Origin of the sequence: Pseudomonas sp. 3HC3, from assembly GCF_044904505.1 — a bacterium.
GTDB lineage: Bacteria > Pseudomonadota > Gammaproteobacteria > Pseudomonadales > Pseudomonadaceae > Aquipseudomonas > Aquipseudomonas putida_Y.
The window spans coordinates 99,153-117,647 of sequence record NZ_JADDRH010000003.1 but is presented as its reverse complement, the minus strand read 5'-3'; the positions used below and the strand labels follow the sequence as shown (position 1 = coordinate 117,647).

At 62.4% G+C, this 18,495-nt stretch carries 18 protein-coding genes; 9 read left to right on the top strand and 9 right to left on the bottom strand.

Going from position 1 to position 18,495, the window contains the following annotated elements; translation table 11 throughout:
• Positions 1–79: 79 nt before the first annotated feature.
• From INQ47_RS07680 to graT, 6 genes are all read right to left on the bottom strand, one after another.
• On the bottom strand, positions 80–490 hold the full coding sequence (locus INQ47_RS07680) for a SufE family protein (RefSeq protein ID WP_404701443.1): 411 nt from the start codon (positions 488–490) through the stop codon (positions 80–82).
• Complete coding sequence (locus INQ47_RS07675; RefSeq protein WP_404701442.1) at positions 487–1,692, bottom strand: cysteine desulfurase; 1,206 nt, start codon at positions 1,690–1,692, stop codon at positions 487–489. Before INQ47_RS07675 ends, INQ47_RS07680 begins: the two co-directional genes overlap by 4 nt.
• Before the next feature lie 81 nt (positions 1,693–1,773).
• A complete protein-coding gene (gene dapD, locus INQ47_RS07670) occupies positions 1,774–2,808 on the bottom strand; it encodes a 2,3,4,5-tetrahydropyridine-2,6-dicarboxylate N-succinyltransferase (protein WP_004574732.1) in 1,035 nt (344 codons plus the stop codon).
• A 31-nt stretch (positions 2,809–2,839) separates the two neighbouring features.
• Positions 2,840–3,187, bottom strand: coding sequence for an ArsC family reductase (locus INQ47_RS07665; RefSeq protein ID WP_180689362.1), 348 nt, complete (start codon positions 3,185–3,187; stop codon positions 2,840–2,842).
• A 124-nt stretch (positions 3,188–3,311) separates the two neighbouring features.
• Positions 3,312–3,611 (bottom strand): type II toxin-antitoxin system antitoxin GraA, encoded by a 300-nt coding sequence (graA, locus tag INQ47_RS07660; RefSeq protein WP_003252274.1) that lies wholly within the window; start codon positions 3,609–3,611, stop codon positions 3,312–3,314.
• A gap of 8 nt (positions 3,612–3,619) precedes the next feature.
• Positions 3,620–3,898, bottom strand: a complete 279-nt coding sequence (gene graT / locus INQ47_RS07655; RefSeq protein ID WP_176682753.1) for a type II toxin-antitoxin system toxin GraT — start codon at positions 3,896–3,898, stop codon at positions 3,620–3,622.
• Positions 3,899–4,149: 251 nt separating this feature from the next.
• Between graT and INQ47_RS07650 the strand changes: the two genes are divergently transcribed.
• Positions 4,150–5,796, top strand: a complete 1,647-nt coding sequence (locus tag INQ47_RS07650) for a Na+/H+ antiporter (protein ID WP_103443828.1) — start codon at positions 4,150–4,152, stop codon at positions 5,794–5,796.
• Positions 5,797–5,901: 105 nt separating this feature from the next.
• Here the strand turns inward: INQ47_RS07650 and dapC are convergent, their stop codons facing one another.
• From dapC to map, 3 genes are read right to left on the bottom strand one after another with little or no spacing between them, the layout of a single operon-like run.
• On the bottom strand, positions 5,902–7,098 hold the full coding sequence (gene dapC / locus INQ47_RS07645) for a succinyldiaminopimelate transaminase (protein ID WP_404701441.1): 1,197 nt from the start codon (positions 7,096–7,098) through the stop codon (positions 5,902–5,904).
• Positions 7,099–7,128: 30 nt separating this feature from the next.
• A complete protein-coding gene (locus tag INQ47_RS07640; RefSeq protein WP_404701440.1) occupies positions 7,129–9,831 on the bottom strand; it encodes a [protein-PII] uridylyltransferase in 2,703 nt (900 codons plus the stop codon).
• Positions 9,832–9,872: 41 nt separating this feature from the next.
• Positions 9,873–10,655, bottom strand: a complete 783-nt coding sequence (map, locus tag INQ47_RS07635; protein ID WP_252460194.1) for a type I methionyl aminopeptidase — start codon at positions 10,653–10,655, stop codon at positions 9,873–9,875.
• 346 nt (positions 10,656–11,001) lie between these two features.
• Here map and rpsB point away from each other — a divergent pair, with 346 nt between their 5' ends.
• The 8 genes from rpsB to rseP all read left to right on the top strand — a co-directional run bounded on the left by rpsB (position 11,002) and on the right by rseP (position 18,465).
• Positions 11,002–11,739 carry a 30S ribosomal protein S2 gene (gene rpsB, locus INQ47_RS07630; RefSeq protein WP_003252287.1) on the top strand — a complete coding sequence of 246 codons (738 nt, stop codon included), beginning with the start codon at positions 11,002–11,004 and terminating at the stop codon, positions 11,737–11,739.
• A 185-nt stretch (positions 11,740–11,924) separates the two neighbouring features.
• Positions 11,925–12,788 (top strand): translation elongation factor Ts, encoded by an 864-nt coding sequence (gene tsf / locus INQ47_RS07625; protein WP_003252290.1) that lies wholly within the window; start codon positions 11,925–11,927, stop codon positions 12,786–12,788.
• A 181-nt stretch (positions 12,789–12,969) separates the two neighbouring features.
• Entirely contained in the window at positions 12,970–13,713 is a 744-nt protein-coding gene (gene pyrH, locus INQ47_RS07620) for a UMP kinase (protein WP_003252294.1), read from the top strand.
• Complete coding sequence (gene frr / locus INQ47_RS07615) at positions 13,710–14,267, top strand: ribosome recycling factor (protein WP_003252296.1); 558 nt, start codon at positions 13,710–13,712, stop codon at positions 14,265–14,267. Before pyrH ends, frr begins: the two co-directional genes overlap by 4 nt.
• A gap of 15 nt (positions 14,268–14,282) precedes the next feature.
• Positions 14,283–15,038 (top strand): polyprenyl diphosphate synthase, encoded by a 756-nt coding sequence (uppS, locus tag INQ47_RS07610; RefSeq protein ID WP_003252299.1) that lies wholly within the window; start codon positions 14,283–14,285, stop codon positions 15,036–15,038.
• Entirely contained in the window at positions 15,038–15,853 is an 816-nt protein-coding gene (locus tag INQ47_RS07605; protein ID WP_209963970.1) for a phosphatidate cytidylyltransferase, read from the top strand. Before uppS ends, INQ47_RS07605 begins: the two co-directional genes overlap by 1 nt.
• Positions 15,850–17,040, top strand: coding sequence for a 1-deoxy-D-xylulose-5-phosphate reductoisomerase (ispC, locus tag INQ47_RS07600; protein ID WP_252460193.1), 1,191 nt, complete (start codon positions 15,850–15,852; stop codon positions 17,038–17,040). Before INQ47_RS07605 ends, ispC begins: the two co-directional genes overlap by 4 nt.
• 72 nt (positions 17,041–17,112) lie before the next feature.
• Entirely contained in the window at positions 17,113–18,465 is a 1,353-nt protein-coding gene (gene rseP, locus INQ47_RS07595; RefSeq protein WP_252460190.1) for an RIP metalloprotease RseP, read from the top strand.
• The last annotated feature ends 30 nt before the right edge of the window (positions 18,466–18,495 follow it).

Below are 18,495 nucleotides of genomic sequence, written 5' to 3'. Positions count from 1 at the left end.
GCTACAGGTACTGCATCTCTCTCAAGCATGATGCCGTACCTGTGGGAGCGGGCAGGCCCGCGAAGAAACCGGCGCCGATTCAGCGGTTGGACGCCAACTCCGCCATCCGCTGCAACACCGCATGCAGCCCATTGCTGCGCGACGGCGACAATTGGCGTTCCAGCCCGAGCTGGGTAAACCACTCGCGCAGATCAATCCCGGCCAGCTCGTCACTGGCCAGTCCCTGCACCCGCACCAACAACAGCGCCAGCAGCCCGCGCAACAAGCGGGCATCACTGCTGGCCTTGAACCGCCACACGCCCTCGATCTGCTCGGCCACCAGCCACACCAGGCTTTCGCAGCCGTGTACCCGGTTGGCCTCGGTCTTTTCGGCGTCATCCAGCGGGTCCAGCCGTTCACCCCACTGCATCAGCAGCCGCGCACGCTGTTCCCAGCCTTTGCCCTGTTGAAAAGCTTCCAGCGCTTGCTGCGCCTGTTCCGGCAGGCTCATCGCAACAGCTCCAGGCCTTGGTCCAGCGCGTCGAAGAAACGCTGCAAGTCATCGCTATCGTTGTACAAACCCAGTGACACCCGTATCGCGCCCTCCAGCCCCATCCCCTTCAGCAGTGGCATGGCACAGTGGTGACCGGCGCGCACGGCAATGCCCTGTTCAGTCAGCAGGTGGGCGATATCGGCGTTGTGCACGCCCTCGATGACGAAACTGGCCAGGGCCGTCTGCGGTGCGCCCAACACCCGCACGCCCTCGCGGTCGCCCAGGCCGCGCAGCAGGTGCTGGTGCAGGCTGGCTTCATGCGCTGCGACCGCATGGGCATCGAGGCTGGCCAGGTAGTCCAGTGTCGCGCCCAGGCCGATCACCCCGGCAATCGGCGGCGTACCCGCTTCGAAGCCCAAGGGGGCGGGGCGGAAGCTGGCGCTGTGGTACTCGGCCAGTTGCACCATCTCGCCGCCGAACTGCCAGTGGCGCAACAGCTTCAGAGCCTGGCTGCGGCCATAGAGCACGCCGACGCCGTCCGGACCGTACAGCTTGTGGCTGGAAAACACATAGAAGTCACAACCCAGTTGCTGCACGTCATGGCGGCCATGCACCACGCCCTGGGCGCCATCGACTACAGTCAGCGCGCCCTGGGCGCGGGCATGGGCCAGTAGCGCTGGCAGCGGCTGCCAGGTACCCAGCACGTTGGACAGCTGGCTGACGGCGAGCACCCGGGTACGCGGGCCGATCAGTTGCAGTGCCTGGTCCTGGTCGATATGACCATGGGCATCCAGCGGCAGCACCACCAGACGCAGGTTGCGCCGGTGCGCCAGCTGTTGCCAGGGCAGCAGGTTGGCATGGTGCTCCAGGGCACTGACGGCAATTTCGTCACCGGCTTCCAGGCGGTGCTCCAGGCCATAGGCCAGCAGGTTCAGCGCCGAGGTGGCGCCGTGGGTGAACACGATCTGCCGCGAGTCTGCGGCATTGAGCCAGGCGCCGACCTTGTCGCGGCTGGCTTCGAAGGCCTGGGTCGCCAGCGCACCAGGCAAATGCTGGGCACGGTGCACGTTGGCCGCGCCATGGCCGTAATAATGGCTCAGGGCATCGAGCAGGGCTTGCGGCTTCTGGGAGGTGGCGGCGCTGTCCAGGTAGGTCTGGTGCTGCCGTTGCAGGGCGGCGATGGCGGGGAAATCGGCACGCCAGGGAGAGGGCTGGAACATGTTTGCGAGGCCTGGAATGAAAATCGGGTCTGGTGCATTGGCGCCAGACCCGATCTTAACACCTCAAACCCGGCAAGGTTCTCAGTTGTGAGCGTGCAGCGCTTCGTTCAGCTCGATGGCCGACTTGTGGGTCTTGCACTCTACCGCGCCATTGAGCGAGTTGCGACGGAACAGCAGGTCGGTCTGACCAGCCAGGTCGCGGGCCTTGACCACTTTGACCAGCTCGTTGTTCTCGTCCAGCAGGTTCACCTTGGTGCCCGCGGTGATGTACAGGCCGGCTTCGACGGTGTTGCGGTCGCCCAGCGGAATACCGATACCTGCGTTGGCGCCGATCAGGCAACCCTCGCCAACCTTGATGACGATGTTGCCGCCACCGGACAGGGTGCCCATGGTCGAGCAGCCGCCGCCCAGGTCCGAACCTTTGCCAACGAATACGCCAGCGGAAACGCGGCCTTCGATCATGCCCGGGCCTTCGGTGCCAGCATTAAAGTTGACGAAGCCTTCGTGCATGATGGTGGTGCCTTCGCCGATGTAGGCGCCCAGGCGCACACGGGCGGTGTCGGCGATGCGCACGCCGGCCGGGACCACGTAATCGGTCATTTTCGGGAACTTGTCCACCGAGAACACTTCCAGCAGCTCGCCCTTCAGGCGTGCTTCCAGTTGCAGCTCGGCCAGTTCGCCCAGGTCGACCGCGCCCTGGTTGGTCCAGGCCACGTTCGGCAGTAGCGGGAAGATACCGGCCAGGCTTACGCCATGCGGCTTGACCAGGCGGTGCGACAGCAGGTGCAGCTTGAGGTAGGCCTCTGGGGTCGAGCTCAGGGCAGCGTCTTCGGCCAGCAGGGTGGCGACCAGCGGCTTGTGGCTCTCTGCCAGGCGGGTCAGCAGGGCGGCCTGCGCAGCGTCCACGCCTTTCAGGGCTTCGGCCAGTTGTGCGGCCTGGGCGTTGCTGAAGGCGATGGCCTGGTTGCCACCTTCGTAACCGAGAACAGGGGCTACTGCAGCAACCAGTTCGGCGCTCGGGTTGAGCAGCGGTTGTGCGTAGAACACTTCCAGCCAGGCGCCCTGGCGGTTCTGGGAGCCGACACCGAAGGCCAGGCTGAACAGGGTATTGGACATGTGATTACCTCGTGCGAAATAGGGTATGGGCTCAGGCCAGGGCAGCGGCGTACAGGTCGGGCTTGAAGCCAACCAGGGTACGCGCGCCAAGGTCGAGCACCGGGCGTTTGATCATCGACGGCTGGGCCAGCATCAGCTCGACGGCCTTGGCCTGGTCGAGGTCTGCCTTGCTGGCGTCGTCCAGCTTGCGGAAGGTGGTGCCGGCACGATTGAGGATGACTTCCCAGCCGTGTTCGGCGCACCAGCGGTTCAGGCTGTCACGGTCGATGCCTTGGGTTTTGTAATCATGGAATTCGTAGGCGATGGCGTTGTCTTCGAGCCAGGTACGCGCCTTTTTCATGGTGTCACAAGCTTTGATGCCGTAGAGCGTGTAGGTCATTGTGTACATTGGGGTTACAAGTCGCCCCAATCTCTCCGTTTTTCGATGTCAGTCGCGGGATTATGCGGGAACGATCCTCGCGGCGCCACGCCCGTGGCGCCCCTGTTTATTGATCAGGATGTGTTCAAGCGACCAGGCGCTGGACCGACCCGATGATCTCATCGCCGTGTTGCTGTTCGGCTGTGCGCAGGTCGAAGGCCGTCTGCAGGTTGAGCCAGAACTCAGGGGTGGTGTCCAGGCAGATGGACAGACGCAGTGCCATGTCGGCGGAAACACCGCCCCGTTCGCGCAGGATGTTGTTGACGGTTGGCGTTGCTACACCCAACGCCCTGGCCAGAGCCGCGGCGCTGAAGCCCATTTCCTTCTGGAAGTCCTCCCGCAGGATTTCACCCGGATGGATTGGACGCATACCGTTCTTGAGCATGATGCACCTCAGTGGTAATCGACAATTTCAACGTTAACTGGCCCGTGTTCTGTCCAGGTGAAGCACAACCGCCATTGGTCATTTACACGGATACTGTGTTGGCCGGCGCGGTTGCCGCTCAGTGACTCGAGGCGATTGCCAGGTGGCGACCTAAGGTCTCGCAACTCTGTTGCGGCATCGAGCATGGCCAGTTTGCGCTCCGCGACTGACTTGATATCTGACCAACGCCGTGTCTTTCCCGTTGTGAAGAGCGCTTCCGTGTCGGCACAGCTAAAGCTTCGAATCATGAGCCTGAATGCTTAACGTTATTCGTTAATGTCGATTATACGACGGGATCGCTGTAGTTCAAGTCTTCAATAACGGGGCACGCCACTCGCAAGCTCCGGTCACATCTGCTGGGTATCATCATGTTACATATTCACCCGTCACCTGCGACTATCGTGCAGCGGCCCCGAACCGTCGGTCGCCGCTAACATATTGTTTCAATGGCGATGCCTCGCCCTGCCATCGTTTCAGCTCACAAAGGAAGCTTTCCCGGATGCAGTCCGCCTACACCGTCCTCATTCTGTTGACGTTGGTCAGCCTGTCGAAGCTGGTCGGCCGCATGATTCCGCTGCCGTTGCCGTTGGTGCAGATCGCCGCCGGTGCTTTGCTGGCCTTGCCGACACTGGGCTTGCATGTGGCCTTGAACCCGGAGTTGTTCCTGTTCCTGTTCTTGCCTCCGCTGCTCTTTGCCGACGGCTGGCGCATTCCCAAGCGTGAGTTGTGGCGCATTCGCGGGCCTGTGGTGGCGCTGGCTGTCGGGTTGGTACTGTTCACCGTCGTCGGGGCCGGCTACTTCATTCACTGGCTGCTGCCAAGCATCCCGTTGCCGGTGGCCTTCGCCCTGGCAGCAGTGCTGTCGCCCACCGACGCCGTGGCGGTTTCGGCCATCGCTCAGGACCGCCTGCCTACCCCGCTGATGCACATGCTGCAAGGGGAGGCCCTGATGAACGACGCATCGGGCCTGGTTACCTTCAAGTTTGCCTTGGCGGCGGCGATCACCGGGGCGTTCTCGCTGGCCGATGCAAGCTTCAGTTTCGTCCTGGTCGCGCTGGGTGGCCTGGCGGTGGGCGTTGCCCTGAGTTGGCTGGTCGGCCGCTTGCGTGCCTGGATGATCGCCCGCGGCTGGGACGATCCAGCCACCCATGTGGTCTTCATGCTGCTGCTGCCGTTCGCCGCCTACGTGCTGGCCGAGCGTCTGGGTGTTTCGGGCATTCTCTCGGCGGTAGCTGCCGGCATGATGCAGAGCTGGCTTGACCTGCTGCCGCGGCAGACCAGTACCCGCTTGCTCAATCGCAGCGTCTGGTCGCTGCTTGAGTTCGCCTTCAATGGGCTCATCTTCCTGCTGTTGGGCCTGCAATTGCCGGACATCATCAAGGCGGTGGTCAGCCACGAAGCTACCCTGTGGCCGACCTTGGCTTACCGCTGCCTGGATGTGGTGGCAATCTTTGCCGCGCTGATCCTGCTGCGGTTTGTCTGGGTGCAGAGTATCTGGCGCTCGATCGGTGTGGTGCGCCGCTGGCGCGGTAAACCGGCGCTGGTGCTGATGCCCACGGCGCGCTCCTGCTGGTTGCTGACCTTGGGCGGTGTGCGGGGCGCAGTGACCCTGGCCGGTGTGATGTCGATACCTTTGCTGATGGGGGCGGGCAAGGCCTTCCCGGAACGGGACTTGCTGATTTTCATTGCCGCCGGGGTGATCCTGCTGTCGTTGATCAGCGCCTGCATCGCGCTGCCGATATTACTGCGCGGGGTCACCAAGAGCCCGGACGAGCGCTTGCACCAGGAAGTGCAGGAAGCCTGGCGGCGCACGGCCGAGGCGGCGATTCATGCCTTGGAAGCAGAGGAGGTAATCGACGCCACTGCCCCGCAAGACGCCGCGCAGGCTACCTTGGCGACCGAGCTGAAGGCGCGGTTGATGGCAGAGTATCGGGATGAGCTGGAAAGCTATGACGACAGTGCCGAAGCCAGGGCATTGGCCGAACAGATGGACTTGCTGGAGCGGCGTTTGCGCTTGCGTGCACTGAGGGCGCAGCGGCTGGAGCTTTACAACCTGCATCGCCAGCACCTGGTGGGGGATGAGGTGGTGCGGCAAGTACTGGGTGAGCTGGATATGAGTGAGGCGAACCTGGGGCAGGTCAAGTAGACCCTATCAAGACCCTTCGCGGGCTCGCCCGCTCCCACAGGTACTGCGCTGAGCTTGAAATCAGCGCAGTACCTGTGGGAGCGGGCGAGCCCGCGAAGGGGTTGATCAGCGGTTTTGCAGGAAGGCGCGAATCCGCTCCGCCGCCTCGATGCATTCGGCCAGCGGTGCAACCAGTGCCATGCGCACGCGCCCGGCACCCGGGTTCACCCCGTCCACTTCACGCGACAGGTACGACCCCGGTACCACGGTCACATGCTGGGCTTCGAACAGGTCACGGGTGAACTCGGCATCGTCGCCCGGTACCTTGGCCCACAGGTAGAAGCTGCCGTCCGGGCGCTGCACGTCCAGTACCGGCTGCAGAATATCCAGCACGACGTCGTACTTGGCCCGGTACTGGTCGCGGTTCTCGCGCACATGCGCCTCGTCCTGCCAGGCGGCGATGCTGGCCAGTTGGGTTTGTACCGGCATCGCGCAGCCGTGGTAGGTGCGGTACAACAGAAACGGCTTGATGATCCGGGCATCGCCAGCGACGAAGCCCGAGCGCAGCCCCGGCAGGTTGGAGCGTTTGGACAGGCTGTGGAACACCACGCAGCGCGCAAAATCGCTTCGGCCAAGCTCGGCGCATGCCGTCAGCAGGCCTGGCGGTGGCGCGTCTTCGTCGAAGTACAGCTCGCTGTAGCACTCGTCGGCGGCGATCACGAAGTCGTGCTCGTCAGCCAGGGCAATCAGCTTCTTCAGGGTGTTCATCGGCACCAGCGCACCGGTAGGGTTGCCCGGCGAGCACAGGAACAGGATCTGGCAACGCTTCCACACCTCGGCCGGTACGGCGTCGAAGTCCGGGTTGAAACCGTTGTTTTCCAGGCACGGCAGGTAGTGCGGGGTGGCGCCGGCCAGCAGCGCTGCGCCTTCGTAGATCTGATAGAACGGGTTGGGGCTGACCACCAGGCCGTCATCGGCGCGGTTGACCACGGCCTGGGTGAAGGCGAACAGCGCTTCACGGGTGCCGTTGACCGGCAGGATGTGGCGGTCGGCGTCCAGCCAGCCGGTCGGCACGCCAAAACGTCGTTCGCACCACTGACCGATGGCCTGGCGCAGGGCTGGCAAGCCGATGGTGCTGGGATAAACCGCCAGCTTGTCGAGGTTGTCGGCCATGGCCTGGGCGACGAACGCCGGCGATTCGTGCTTCGGCTCACCGATCGACAGGGCGATGGCGCGTTTGTCCGCCGCAGGCGTCACGCTGCCCAGCAGGGCACGAAGCTTTTCGAACGGATAGGGCTGAAGCTGGGTCAAGGCATGGTTCATCGGCGCAAGGTCTCGTCAATCGTCTAATCGTTAAAAGGTCACGCGGGTCTGGCTGGTGTCGCTACCTTGGCCGGCCTGCAGTTGCTGCACGATGGCCTCCTGCAGGCGGCTGCACAACTGCGGGTCTGACAGCGGCTGGTTGTCGGCATCGGTAATGAAGAACACGTCTTCCACCCGCTCGCCGAGGGTGGCGATCTTGGCGTTTTGCAGCGAAAGGTCGAACTCCAGGAAAATCCGTCCCAGCCGGGCCAGCAGGCCCGGGCGGTCTGGCGCGGTGATTTCGAGGATGGTCACCGGCCGCTGGGCATCGTTGAGGATGGTCACTTGCGGCGGGAAGTCGAAGTGCTTGAGTTGGCGCGGTACCCGGCGCTGGATGATGGTCGGGTAGTCCTCAGGGTTGCGCAGCGCTTCGGTCAGGCCGTCGCGAATCTGCTTGACCCGTTGCGGGTTGTCGCCGATCGAGCCACCGTCGTTGTCCAGCACAATGTAGGTGTCAAGGGTGAACTGGCTGCTGGACGTGATGATCCGTGCGTCGTGGATGTTCAGGTTCAACTGCGACATGGCCGCCACCGTCACGGCGAAGAAATCGTGCTGGTCGGGGGCATAGATGAAAATTTGCGTGCCGCCTTCGAACTCGCGCTGAGTGGTTTCCTTGATCAGTACCAGTGGCCCGCCATCGGCCGGTTGCTGCAGGATCGCATCCGTGTGCCAGGCCACGTCGGCGGCGGTGTGCTTGAGGAAATAGTCATCGCCCAGTTGCGCCCATAGCTGCTCGACGTCGTCCGGGTCGGTGCCCTCGCGCACCAGGATATCCAGCGCTGACGACTGGGTCTGGCGAATCTGCTCTTCGCGGTCCAGCGGGTTTTCCAGGCCGCGGCGCAGGGCACGCTTGGTCTCGCTGTACAGCTGGCGCAGCAGGCTGGCCCGCCACGAGTTCCACAGGCTGGGGTTGGTGGCGTTGATGTCGGCCACGGTCAGCACGTACAGGTAGTCAAGGCGCGTCTCGTCGCCCATGTGCAGGGCAAAGTCATTGATCACCTGCGGGTCGGACAAGTCCTTGCGCTGAGCGGTGGTCGACATCACCAGGTGGTTCTGCACCAGCCAGACGATCAGGCGGCTGTCCCAGGCCGGCAACTGGTGCCGTTCGCAGAACTTCTGCGCGTCCACTGCACCGATTTCCGAGTGGTCGCCCTGGCGGCCCTTGCCGATGTCGTGGTACAGGCCGGCCAGGTAGATCAGCTCGGGTTTGGGCAGGCGCCCCATGAGCTTGCTGGCCAGCGGGAATTTCTCGGACACTGGCGTGTATTGCAGCTTGCGCAGGTGCTTGATGAGGTTGAGGGTGTGCGCATCGACCGTATAGATGTGGAACAGGTCATGCTGCATCTGCCCGACGATCAGGCCGAACTCTGGCAGGTAACGGCCAAGAATGCCGTAGCGGTTCATCCGGCGCAGGTTGCGGTGGATGCCGATTTCGCACTTGAACAGCTCGATGAACAGGCTGGTATTGCGGATATCGGTGCGGAACGTGTCGTCGATCAGGTGGCGGTGTTCGCGCAGCAGGCGCACGGTATCGGCACGCACGCCCTTGATCTCGGGGTGTTGGGCCATCAGCACGAAGATTTCCAGCATGGCGAACGGCGTGCGCTTGAACACGTTCGGGTTGGCGGCCTCAATATAGCCGTCATGCAGGCGGAACCGCGCGTTCAGCGGCTGGGTGCTGCCACTTTCCTCGTCGGCGAGGATAACTTCTTCGAAGTGCTGGATGATCAGGTCGCACAGCTGGCTGATGCTCATCACCACCCGGTAGTACTGCTGCATGAACTGTTCGATCGCCCGCTTGGGGTTTTCGTCGCTGTAGCCCAGCAGCGTGGCGAGGCTGCGCTGGTGGTCGAACAGCAGGCGGTCTTCGGCGCGCCCGGCCAGCATGTGCAGGGCATAACGGACTTTCCAGAGGAAGTCCTGGGACGAAGCCAGCAGTTCGTTCTCGCTTTCCAGCAAGAAGCCTTCGCCGGCCAGTGCATGCAGGTTCAGTGTCCCGTACTGGCGACGGGCTACCCACAGGACCGTCTGGATGTCGCGCAGGCCACCTGGCGAACCCTTGACGTTGGGTTCGAGGTTGTACTCTGTGTCGTTGTACTTGTGGTGGCGGGCCTTGAGTTCGGCGCGCTTGGCCAGGAAGAATTCCTTGCTCGGCCACATGTGCGCGGTGCTGGTGACTTCCAGCATGCGCTGGCGCAAGGCCTCGGGGCCGGCGATGGTGCGGCTTTCCATCAGGTTGGTGATCACCGTCAGGTCGGCGCGGGCCTGTTCGGCGCACTCGTCGACGGTGCGCACGCTCTGGCCGACTTCCAGGCCAATGTCCCACAGCAAGGTAAGAAAGCGCTCGATGGCGTCGCGGTACTGCTCGTGCTCGGCAGCGCCTAGCAGAATCAGCAGGTCGATGTCCGAGTGCGGGTGCAGTTCACCGCGCCCGTAGCCGCCCACCGCAACCAAGGCAATGCCGCTCTGGTCGCCCCAGTCGAACTGGTTCCACGCCTGTTGCAGGATATTGTCGACGAGCCAGGCGCGAGCCTCGATCAGCGGGCGGATGTCGGCACCGGCACGAAAACGCTTGTCGAGCACCTCGCCGGCCAGGCGGATGGCTTTCTTGAAGGCGGCGATGGGGCTCGCCTTGAGGGCCAGTTCCGCCTGGAACTGGCCACGGTCGAACAGCTCGGGGTCCACCTGGGGCATCGCGTCACGTTCCTGTCGTGGGGTGGCCTGTCGGGGTGCGGTCAGGCCGAAGTGCGCGGGATGGTGTCGTCCTTGCGCAGGGTGAAGATCTCGTAGCCGGTCGCGGTCACCACCAGAGTGTGTTCCCACTGGGCCGAGAGCTTGCGGTCCTTGGTGATGGCGGTCCAGCCGTCGCCCAGCACCTTGGTGTCGGCCTTGCCCTGGTTGATCATCGGCTCGATGGTGAAGGTCATGCCTTCCTTCAGTTCCATGCCCGTGCCAGCGCGGCCGTAGTGGAGGATCTGCGGCTCTTCGTGGAACACCTTGCCGATGCCATGACCGCAGAACTCGCGTACCACCGAGAAACCGTTCTTCTCTGCGTGCTTCTGGATCACTTCACCGATGTCGCCCAGGCGGCAGCCCGGCTTCACCAGCTCGATGGCCTTGTACATGCATTCCTGGGTGACCTTGGACAGGCGCTCGGCCCAGACCGGCACGTTACCGACGTGGAACATGCGGCTGGTGTCGCCGTGGTAGCCGTCCTTGATCACGGTGACGTCGATATTGAGCGTGTCACCGTCCTTGAGCGGCTTGTCGTTGGGGATGCCGTGGCAGACCACATGGTTGATCGAGGTGCAGATCGACTTCGGGTAGCCCTTGTAGTTGAGCGGTGCCGGGATGGCCTGCTGGACGTTGACGATATAGTCGTGGCACAGGCGGTCGAGCGCTTCGGTGGTGATACCGGGCTTGACGTGTTCTTCGATCATTTCCAGCACTTCGGCGGCCAGGCGGCCAGCGATGCGCATCTTCTCGATGTCTTCTGCGGTCTTGATGGTGACGGTCATTACAGGCTCTCTACGGCGCCGTGCACGGCGCGAACAAACGGGAAAGGCCGGATTCTAGCAGAGCAGGGCGCCGATCGGTCGGGATAAAGGCGGCCATGCTGTTGTCTACAGCTGGCATTCTGGCGCGAAAGCCGGGGTGCTGCAAAAAGTGCTGACAGACGCAACAGTATCCGGGTTCCGTTCGCTCGCGGTCTGTGGTATAAAATGCGCCGCTTTCGGGGACGACCCCGTCAGTACTTAACCCACACACGTGTCGACACGATGACCTGGGTGCCCCGAGTTGCAGAATTCGCGGGTTGGTCATTGGGATACGTGGAGGCCCAACCCGACTTATCAAGGAACTATCATGTCCCAAGTCAATATGCGCGATATGCTGAAGGCCGGTGTGCACTTCGGCCACCAGACCCGTTACTGGAACCCGAAAATGGGCAAGTACATTTTCGGCGCGCGTAACAAGATCCACATCGTCAACCTGGAAAAAACCCTGCCAATGTTCAACGACGCTCTGTCGTTCGTAGAGCGCCTGGCCCAGGGCAAGAACAAGATCCTGTTCGTCGGCACCAAGCGTTCCGCCGGCAAGATCGTCGCCGAGCAAGCAGCTCGTTGCGGTTCGCCATACGTTGATCACCGTTGGTTGGGCGGCATGCTGACCAACTACAAGACCATCCGCGCTTCGATCAAGCGTCTGCGCGACCTGGAAACCCAGGCCGAAGACGGCACTTTCGCCAAGCTGACCAAGAAAGAAGCCCTGATGCGCTCCCGCGACCTGGAAAAACTGGATCGCAGCCTGGGTGGCATCAAGGACATGGGCGGTCTGCCAGACGCTCTGTTCGTTATCGACGTTGATCACGAGCGCATCGCGATCACCGAAGCCAACAAGCTGGGCATCCCGGTTATCGGCGTTGTCGATACCAACAGCAGCCCGGAAGGTGTTGACTACATCATCCCAGGTAACGATGACGCCATTCGCGCTATCGAGCTGTACATGACTTCGATGGCTGACGCAGTCATCCGCGGCCGCAACAACGTTGCCGGCGGCACCGAAGTTTACGCTGAAGAAGCGGCTGCACCTGCTGCTGAGTAATAGGCGCTAGCGTCTACTTGGCACGCAAAAAGGGGGCTCTGCCCCCTTTTTGCCACCTTGAAATCCTGCTGTCAGCATCGGCCCCGCATCATGGGCCCGCTGAAATCAAAACAGCGGATTTGCAGAATTGAACGCCCGTGATTGACGGGTGGAATGGTTGAAAAACTTTCCAAGAGGATTTTGAAATGGCAGCAATTACTGCAGCGCTGGTAAAAGAACTGCGCGAGCGTACCGGCGAAGGCATGATGGATTGCAAAAAGGCCCTGGAAAAGGCCGGCGGCGACATCGAGAAAGCCATTGACGACATGCGTGCCTCGGGCGCCATCAAGGCCGCCAAAAAGGCTGGCAACGTCGCTGCTGAAGGCGCTATCGCCGTCAAGACCGACGGTACATCCGCCGTCCTGCTGGAAGTGAACTCGCAGACCGACTTCCTGGCCCTGCAAGACGACTTCAAGAACTTCGTGGCCGAAAGCCTCGAAGAAGCCTTCGCCCAGAAGCTGACCGACGCCGCCCCGCTGATCGCCTCGCGCGAAGCTGCTCGTGAAGCCCTGGTTGCCAAGTGCGGCGAGAACGTCAACATCCGTCGCCTGGTGCGCGTTGAGGGTGACGTTGTCGGTGCCTACCTGCACGGCAACAAGATCGGCGCTGTCGTCGTTCTGAAAGGCGGTGACGTTGAGCTGGCGAAGAACATCGCCATGCACGTTGCAGCTTCGAACCCTGAGTTCCTGGATTCGTCGGAAATCTCCGCCGAGGCCATCGAGCGTGAGAAGAATGTCTTCCTGCAGCTGAACGCCGACAAGATCGCCGGCAAGCCGGAAAACATCGTTGAGAACATGATCAACGGCCGTATCACCAAGTTCAAAGCCGAAGCCTCGCTGAAAGAGCAAGCTTTCGTCATGAACCCGGAAGTCAAGGTTGGCGAGCTGGCCAAGAAAGCCGGTGCTGAAATCGTTTCCTTCACCTACTTCAAAGTAGGCGAAGGCATCGAGAAGCCAGTCGACGACTTCGCTGCTGAAGTTGCCGCTCAGGTAGCTGCTGCCAAGCAGTAAGACAGCCCCGTCTGTCGCCCCAAAGAGGCTGCCCGCTCACGCGCGCAGCCTCTTTGTCAAAACGGAGAGGGGTTTATACGACTCCCTCTTCGCTGGCACCGAAGCGGTGCCACGCTACAGTTAGCAGGCTGCAAACAGCCCGCACGAATTTTCTAAAAGTACGCCGCAGGAGAGACTCGCAATGGCTCAGCAGGTGAGTGGTCGCCAACCTCGCTATAAACGCATTTTGCTCAAACTTAGCGGCGAGGCCCTGATGGGCTCGGAAGACTTCGGGATCGACCCGAAAGTGCTGGATCGCATGGCGCTTGAAGTTGGCCAGTTGGTAGGGATCGGTGTCCAGGTCGGCCTGGTCATCGGTGGTGGCAACCTGTTCCGCGGCGCCGCGCTCAGCGCAGCCGGCATGGATCGCGTCACGGGTGACCACATGGGCATGCTGGCTACCGTGATGAACGGCCTGGCCATGCGCGATGCGCTGGAGCGCTCGAACATCCCGGCCCTGGTCATGTCGGCCATTTCCATGGTAGGTGTCACCGATCATTACGATCGTCGCAAAGCTATTCGTCACCTCAACTCCGGGGATGTGGTAATTTTCTCCGCCGGTACCGGCAACCCGTTCTTCACCACCGACTCCGCGGCCTGCCTGCGCGCCATCGAAATCGATGCTGACGTGGTGCTGAAGGCGACCAAGGTCGATGGCGTGTACACTGCCGATCCATTCAAGGACCCGCACGCCGAGAAATTCGATCACCTGACCTACGATGAGGTTCTGGATCGCAAGCTGGGTGTGATGGACCTGACCGCAATTTGCCTGTGCCGTGACCACAAGATGCCATTGCGGGTATTCAACATGAACAAGCCTGGCGCCCTGCTGAACATCGTGGTGGGTGGCGCTGAAGGCACACTGATCGAGGAAGGCCAAGCATGATCAACGACATCAAGAAAGACGCGCAGGAGCGCATGGGCAAGTCCATCGAAGCCCTGTCTCGCAACCTGGCTGCAATCCGCACCGGTCGCGCTCACCCAAGCATCCTGGACAGCGTCAAGGTTACCGCCTGGGGTAGCGAAATGCCGCTGAATCAGGTCGCCGCGATCACCGTCGAAGATGCCCGCACCCTGAAGATCGTCGCTCACGACAAGAACCTCAGCGCTGCCATCGAAAAGGCCATCCTCACCTCCGATCTGGGCCTTAACCCGTCCAGCGCCGGTACCACCATCCGAGTACCGATGCCGGCCTTGACCGAGGAAACCCGCAAGGGCTACACCAAGCAAGCCAGCGGTGTTGCCGAGGATGCCAAGGTAGCCGTGCGCAACGTGCGCCGCGACGCCCTGGCTGACCTGAAAAAACTGACCAAGGACAAGGAAATCAGCGAAGACGAAGAGCGTCGCGCCGCTGACGAGATCCAGAAGCTGACTGACAAGTTCGTCGCCGAAGTGGATGCTGCCTTCAAAGCCAAGGAAAAGGACCTGATGGCCGTCTAAGGCCGGGGTTTTTTAATGGAAAAGACCAAGCCAGCGGCGCCGTCCTCGGTGCCGCGTCATGTCGCGATCATCATGGATGGCAACAACCGCTGGGCGAAAAAACGCCTGCTGCCCGGCGTGGCCGGGCACAAGGCGGGTGTGGATGCCGTTCGCGCGGTCATCGAAGTCTGTGCCAAGTCCGGGGTCGAGGTGCTGACCCTGTTCGCCTTCTCCAGCGAGAACTGGCAGCGCCCTGCCGAAGAGGTCGGTGCGCTGATGGAGCTGTTCTTCTCGGCGCTGCGCCGTGAGGCCAAGCGCCTTGACGAGAACAATATCAGCCTGCGCATCATCGGCGACCGTTCGCGTTTTCATCCTGAGCTGCAGGCCGCCATGCGCGAGGCCGAGGCAGTGACCGCTGGCAACAACCGCTTCATTCTGCAGATAGCAGCCAACTACGGTGGCCAGTGGGACATCGCCCAGGCTGCTCAGCGGTTGGCGCGGGAAGTGCAGGCCGGGCACCTGCGCCCGGAAGACATCACCCCGGGTCTGCTGCAGACCTGTCTGGCAACCGGCGAGCTGCCGTTGCCGGATCTTTGCATTCGTACCGGTGGCGAGCATCGCATCAGCAATTTCCTGCTGTGGCAACTGGCCTATGCCGAGTTGTACTTCTCCGACCTCTACTGGCCGGACTTCAAACACGAGGCCATGCGCAATGCCCTGGCCGATTTCGCTTCGCGCCAGCGCCGCTTCGGTAAGACCAGCGAGCAGGTCGAGGCTGGAGCTCGTGCTTAATGCTTAAACAACGCATCATTACTGCGCTGATCCTGTTGCCGGTCGCGCTGGGCGGTTTCTTCCTGCTCAATGGCGGGGACTTCGCCCTGTTCATCGGCTTCGTAGTGACCCTCGGTGCCTGGGAGTGGGCGCGCCTTGCCGGGCTGATGGCCCAGCCGCTGCGCCTTGCCTATGCGGCGGTGGTCGCTGGGGCACTGATGCTGCTGCACATCCTTCCGGAGCTGGCGCCCTGGGTGCTGGGCGCTGCGGTGATCTGGTGGGGGCTGGCCACTTGGCTGGTGCTTACCTACCCGCGCAGCAGCGACCTGTGGGCCAGTGCTGCCTGTCGGCTGTTGGTCGGCCTGCTGGTGCTGTTGCCGGCCTGGCAGGGGCTGGTGCTGCTCAAGCACTGGCCCCTGGGGAACTGGCTGATCCTGTCCGTCATGGTGCTGGTGTGGGCTGCCGACATCGGTGCGTACTTCTCAGGTCGGGCGTTCGGCAAGCGCAAGCTGGCCCCGCAGGTCAGCCCGGGCAAGAGCTGGGAAGGCGTGTATGGTGGGCTGGCGGTCAGCCTGTTGATTACCCTGGGTGTCGGCATCAGCCGCGACTGGGGCTTTGGTCAGATCCTGCTGGGCCTGCTGGGCGCTGCGTTGCTGGTGATGTCCTCGGTGGTCGGTGACCTGACCGAGAGCATGTTCAAGCGTCGCTCCGGCATCAAGGACAGCAGCAATCTGTTGCCCGGGCATGGTGGTGTGCTCGATCGCATCGACAGCCTGACTGCGGCAATCCCGATCTTTGCGGTGCTGTTGTGGGCTGCCGAATGGGGTGTGATGTGAGTCGCCCGCAGCGTATTACCGTGCTCGGGGCCACCGGCTCCATCGGCCTGAGCACGCTGGATGTGATTTCGCGCCATCCCGACCGTTATCAAGCGTTTGCCCTCACCGGCTATTCGCGCGTCGACGAACTGCTGGCGCTATGTGTGCGTCATCGCCCGGCATTTGCTGTGGTGCCGAGCACCGAGGCGGCGGTGAGGTTGCGTGCAAGTCTGGCTGCAGTTGGTTGTACCACTGAGGTGCTGGAGGGCGAGGCAGGGCTTTGCCAGGTGGCGTCGGCCGCTGAAGTGGATGCGGTGATGGCAGCCATTGTCGGTGCTGCTGGCCTGCGCCCCACGCTGGCGGCCGTCGAGGCAGGCAAGAAGGTGTTGCTGGCCAACAAGGAAGCACTGGTAATGTCGGGCGCGCTGTTCATGGAGGCCGTGCGGCAAAAGGGTGCCGTGCTACTGCCGATCGACAGCGAACACAACGCTATCTTCCAGTGCATGCCTGGCGACTACGCCCGTGGCCTGAGTGCTGTCGGTGTGCGCCGGATCCTGCTTACCGCTTCTGGTGGGCCGTTCCGCGAGACGCCGGTCGAGGCGCTGCTGGACGTGACCCCGGAGCAAGCTTGTGCTCACCCTAACTGGTCCATGGGGCGCAAGATCTCCGTGGATTCGGCCAGCATGATGAACAAAGGCCTCGAGTTGATCGAGGCCTGCTGGTTGTTCGATGCCGCGCCGTCCAAGGTTGAGGTGGTGGTGCACCCGCAAAGCGTGATCCACTCACTGGTCGACTACGTGGACGGTTCGGTGCTCGCGCAACTGGGCAACCCGGACATGCGTACGCCGATCGCCAGCGCGTTGGCCTGGCCGGAACGGATCGATTCCGGGGTCGCCCCCTTGGACCTGTTCGCCATCGCCCGTCTGGATTTCCAGGCGCCCGACGAACAACGCTTCCCTTGCCTGCGCCTTGCGCGGCAGGCTGCCGAGGCTGGCAACAGTGCGCCAGCGGTGCTCAATGCAGCCAACGAAGTTGCGGTCCAGGCATTTCTTGAACGGCGCATTCGCTTCCCGGAGATCGCGGGTATGATCGAACAGGTACTCGACCAGGAACCCGTCGTACCGCTGCCGTCGCTGGATGCGGTATTTGCCGCCGATCAGCGTGCCCGGGAGCTTTCCCGTGAATGGCTGAGGCGTCACGGTCGCTGATGCGGGCCCGCCAAGGTTCGTGAGGGGGCTGGGCAGTAATGCCGGCCCGCTGAACATCATTCGGAGATGGACATGACAGCGCTCTACATGATTATCGGCACCCTCGTGGCTCTGGGTGTGCTGGTCACTTTCCACGAATTCGGTCACTTCTGGGTGGCGCGCCGCTGCGGCGTCAAGGTGCTGCGTTTCTCGGTGGGTTTCGGCACGCCGCTGCTGCGGTGGCATGACCGTCACGGCACCGAGTTCGTTGTTGCGGCCATTCCTCTGGGCGGCTACGTCAAGATGCTCGACGAGCGCGAAGGCGATGTGCCGCCAGCGCTGGCCGGGCAGTCGTTCAACCGCAAGTCGGTGCGCCAGCGTATAGCGATTGTCGCGGCAGGCCCGATTGCCAACTTTTTGCTGGCCATCCTGTTTTTCTGGGTGCTGGCGATGCTGGGCACCCAGCAAATCCGCCCGGTTATCGGTGCGGTCGACAGTGGCAGCCTGGCAGCATCGGCCGGGCTGACCGCAGGTCAGGAAATCGTCTCTGTTGACGGCGAACCGACCAACGGATGGTCGGCGGTCAATCTGCAGCTGGTTCGTCGTCTGGGTGAGAGCGGTACCTTGCAGATTGGCGTGCGTGATGAGGGCGCCAGCAACGAGCGTCAGTTGCAGGTCAAGCTGGACAGCTGGCTCAAAGGCGCCGACGAGCCCGACCCGATTCAGTCCCTGGGGCTGCGCCCCTGGCGCCCGGCGATCACGCCGGTGCTGGCCGAGATCGATCCGAAAGGGCCGGCTGCCGCTGCAGGCCTGAAAACCGGTGACAAGCTGCTGGCTCTGGATGATGTGGCGGTGACCGAATGGCAGCAAGTTGTCGACAGTGTGCGCGCGCGCCCGGATGCCAAGGTAGTGGTGCGTGTGGAGCGCGATGGTGCAGCCCTGGAGCTGCCGGTGACCCTGGCCCGCAAGGGTGAGGGCAAGGCAGTGGGTGGCTATCTTGGCGCTGGCGTCAAGGGTGGCGAATGGCCTGCCAGCATGCTCCGCGAAATCAGCTACGGCCCGCTGGATGCGGTGGGTGAGAGCTTGTCGCGTACCTGGAACATGAGCGTCCTGACCCTTGAATCGCTGAAGAAAATGCTGTTCGGGGAGCTCTCGGTAAAAAACTTGAGTGGACCGATAACCATTGCTAAAGTGGCGGGCGCTTCAGCCCAGTCCGGCGTGGGGGATTTCCTGAATTTCCTGGCCTACCTGAGCATAAGCCTGGGGGTTCTTAACCTGCTGCCCATACCCGTACTGGATGGGGGGCATTTGCTGTTTTACCTGGTCGAGTGGGCGCGCGGTCGCCCGCTGTCGGATCGGGTGCAAGGTTGGGGGGTTCAGATCGGTATCAGTTTGGTCATAGGGGTGATGTTGCTCGCCCTGATCAACGATCTGGGTCGACTATAAAGCTTCGCTCAATTGCGAACCTGTCGTTTG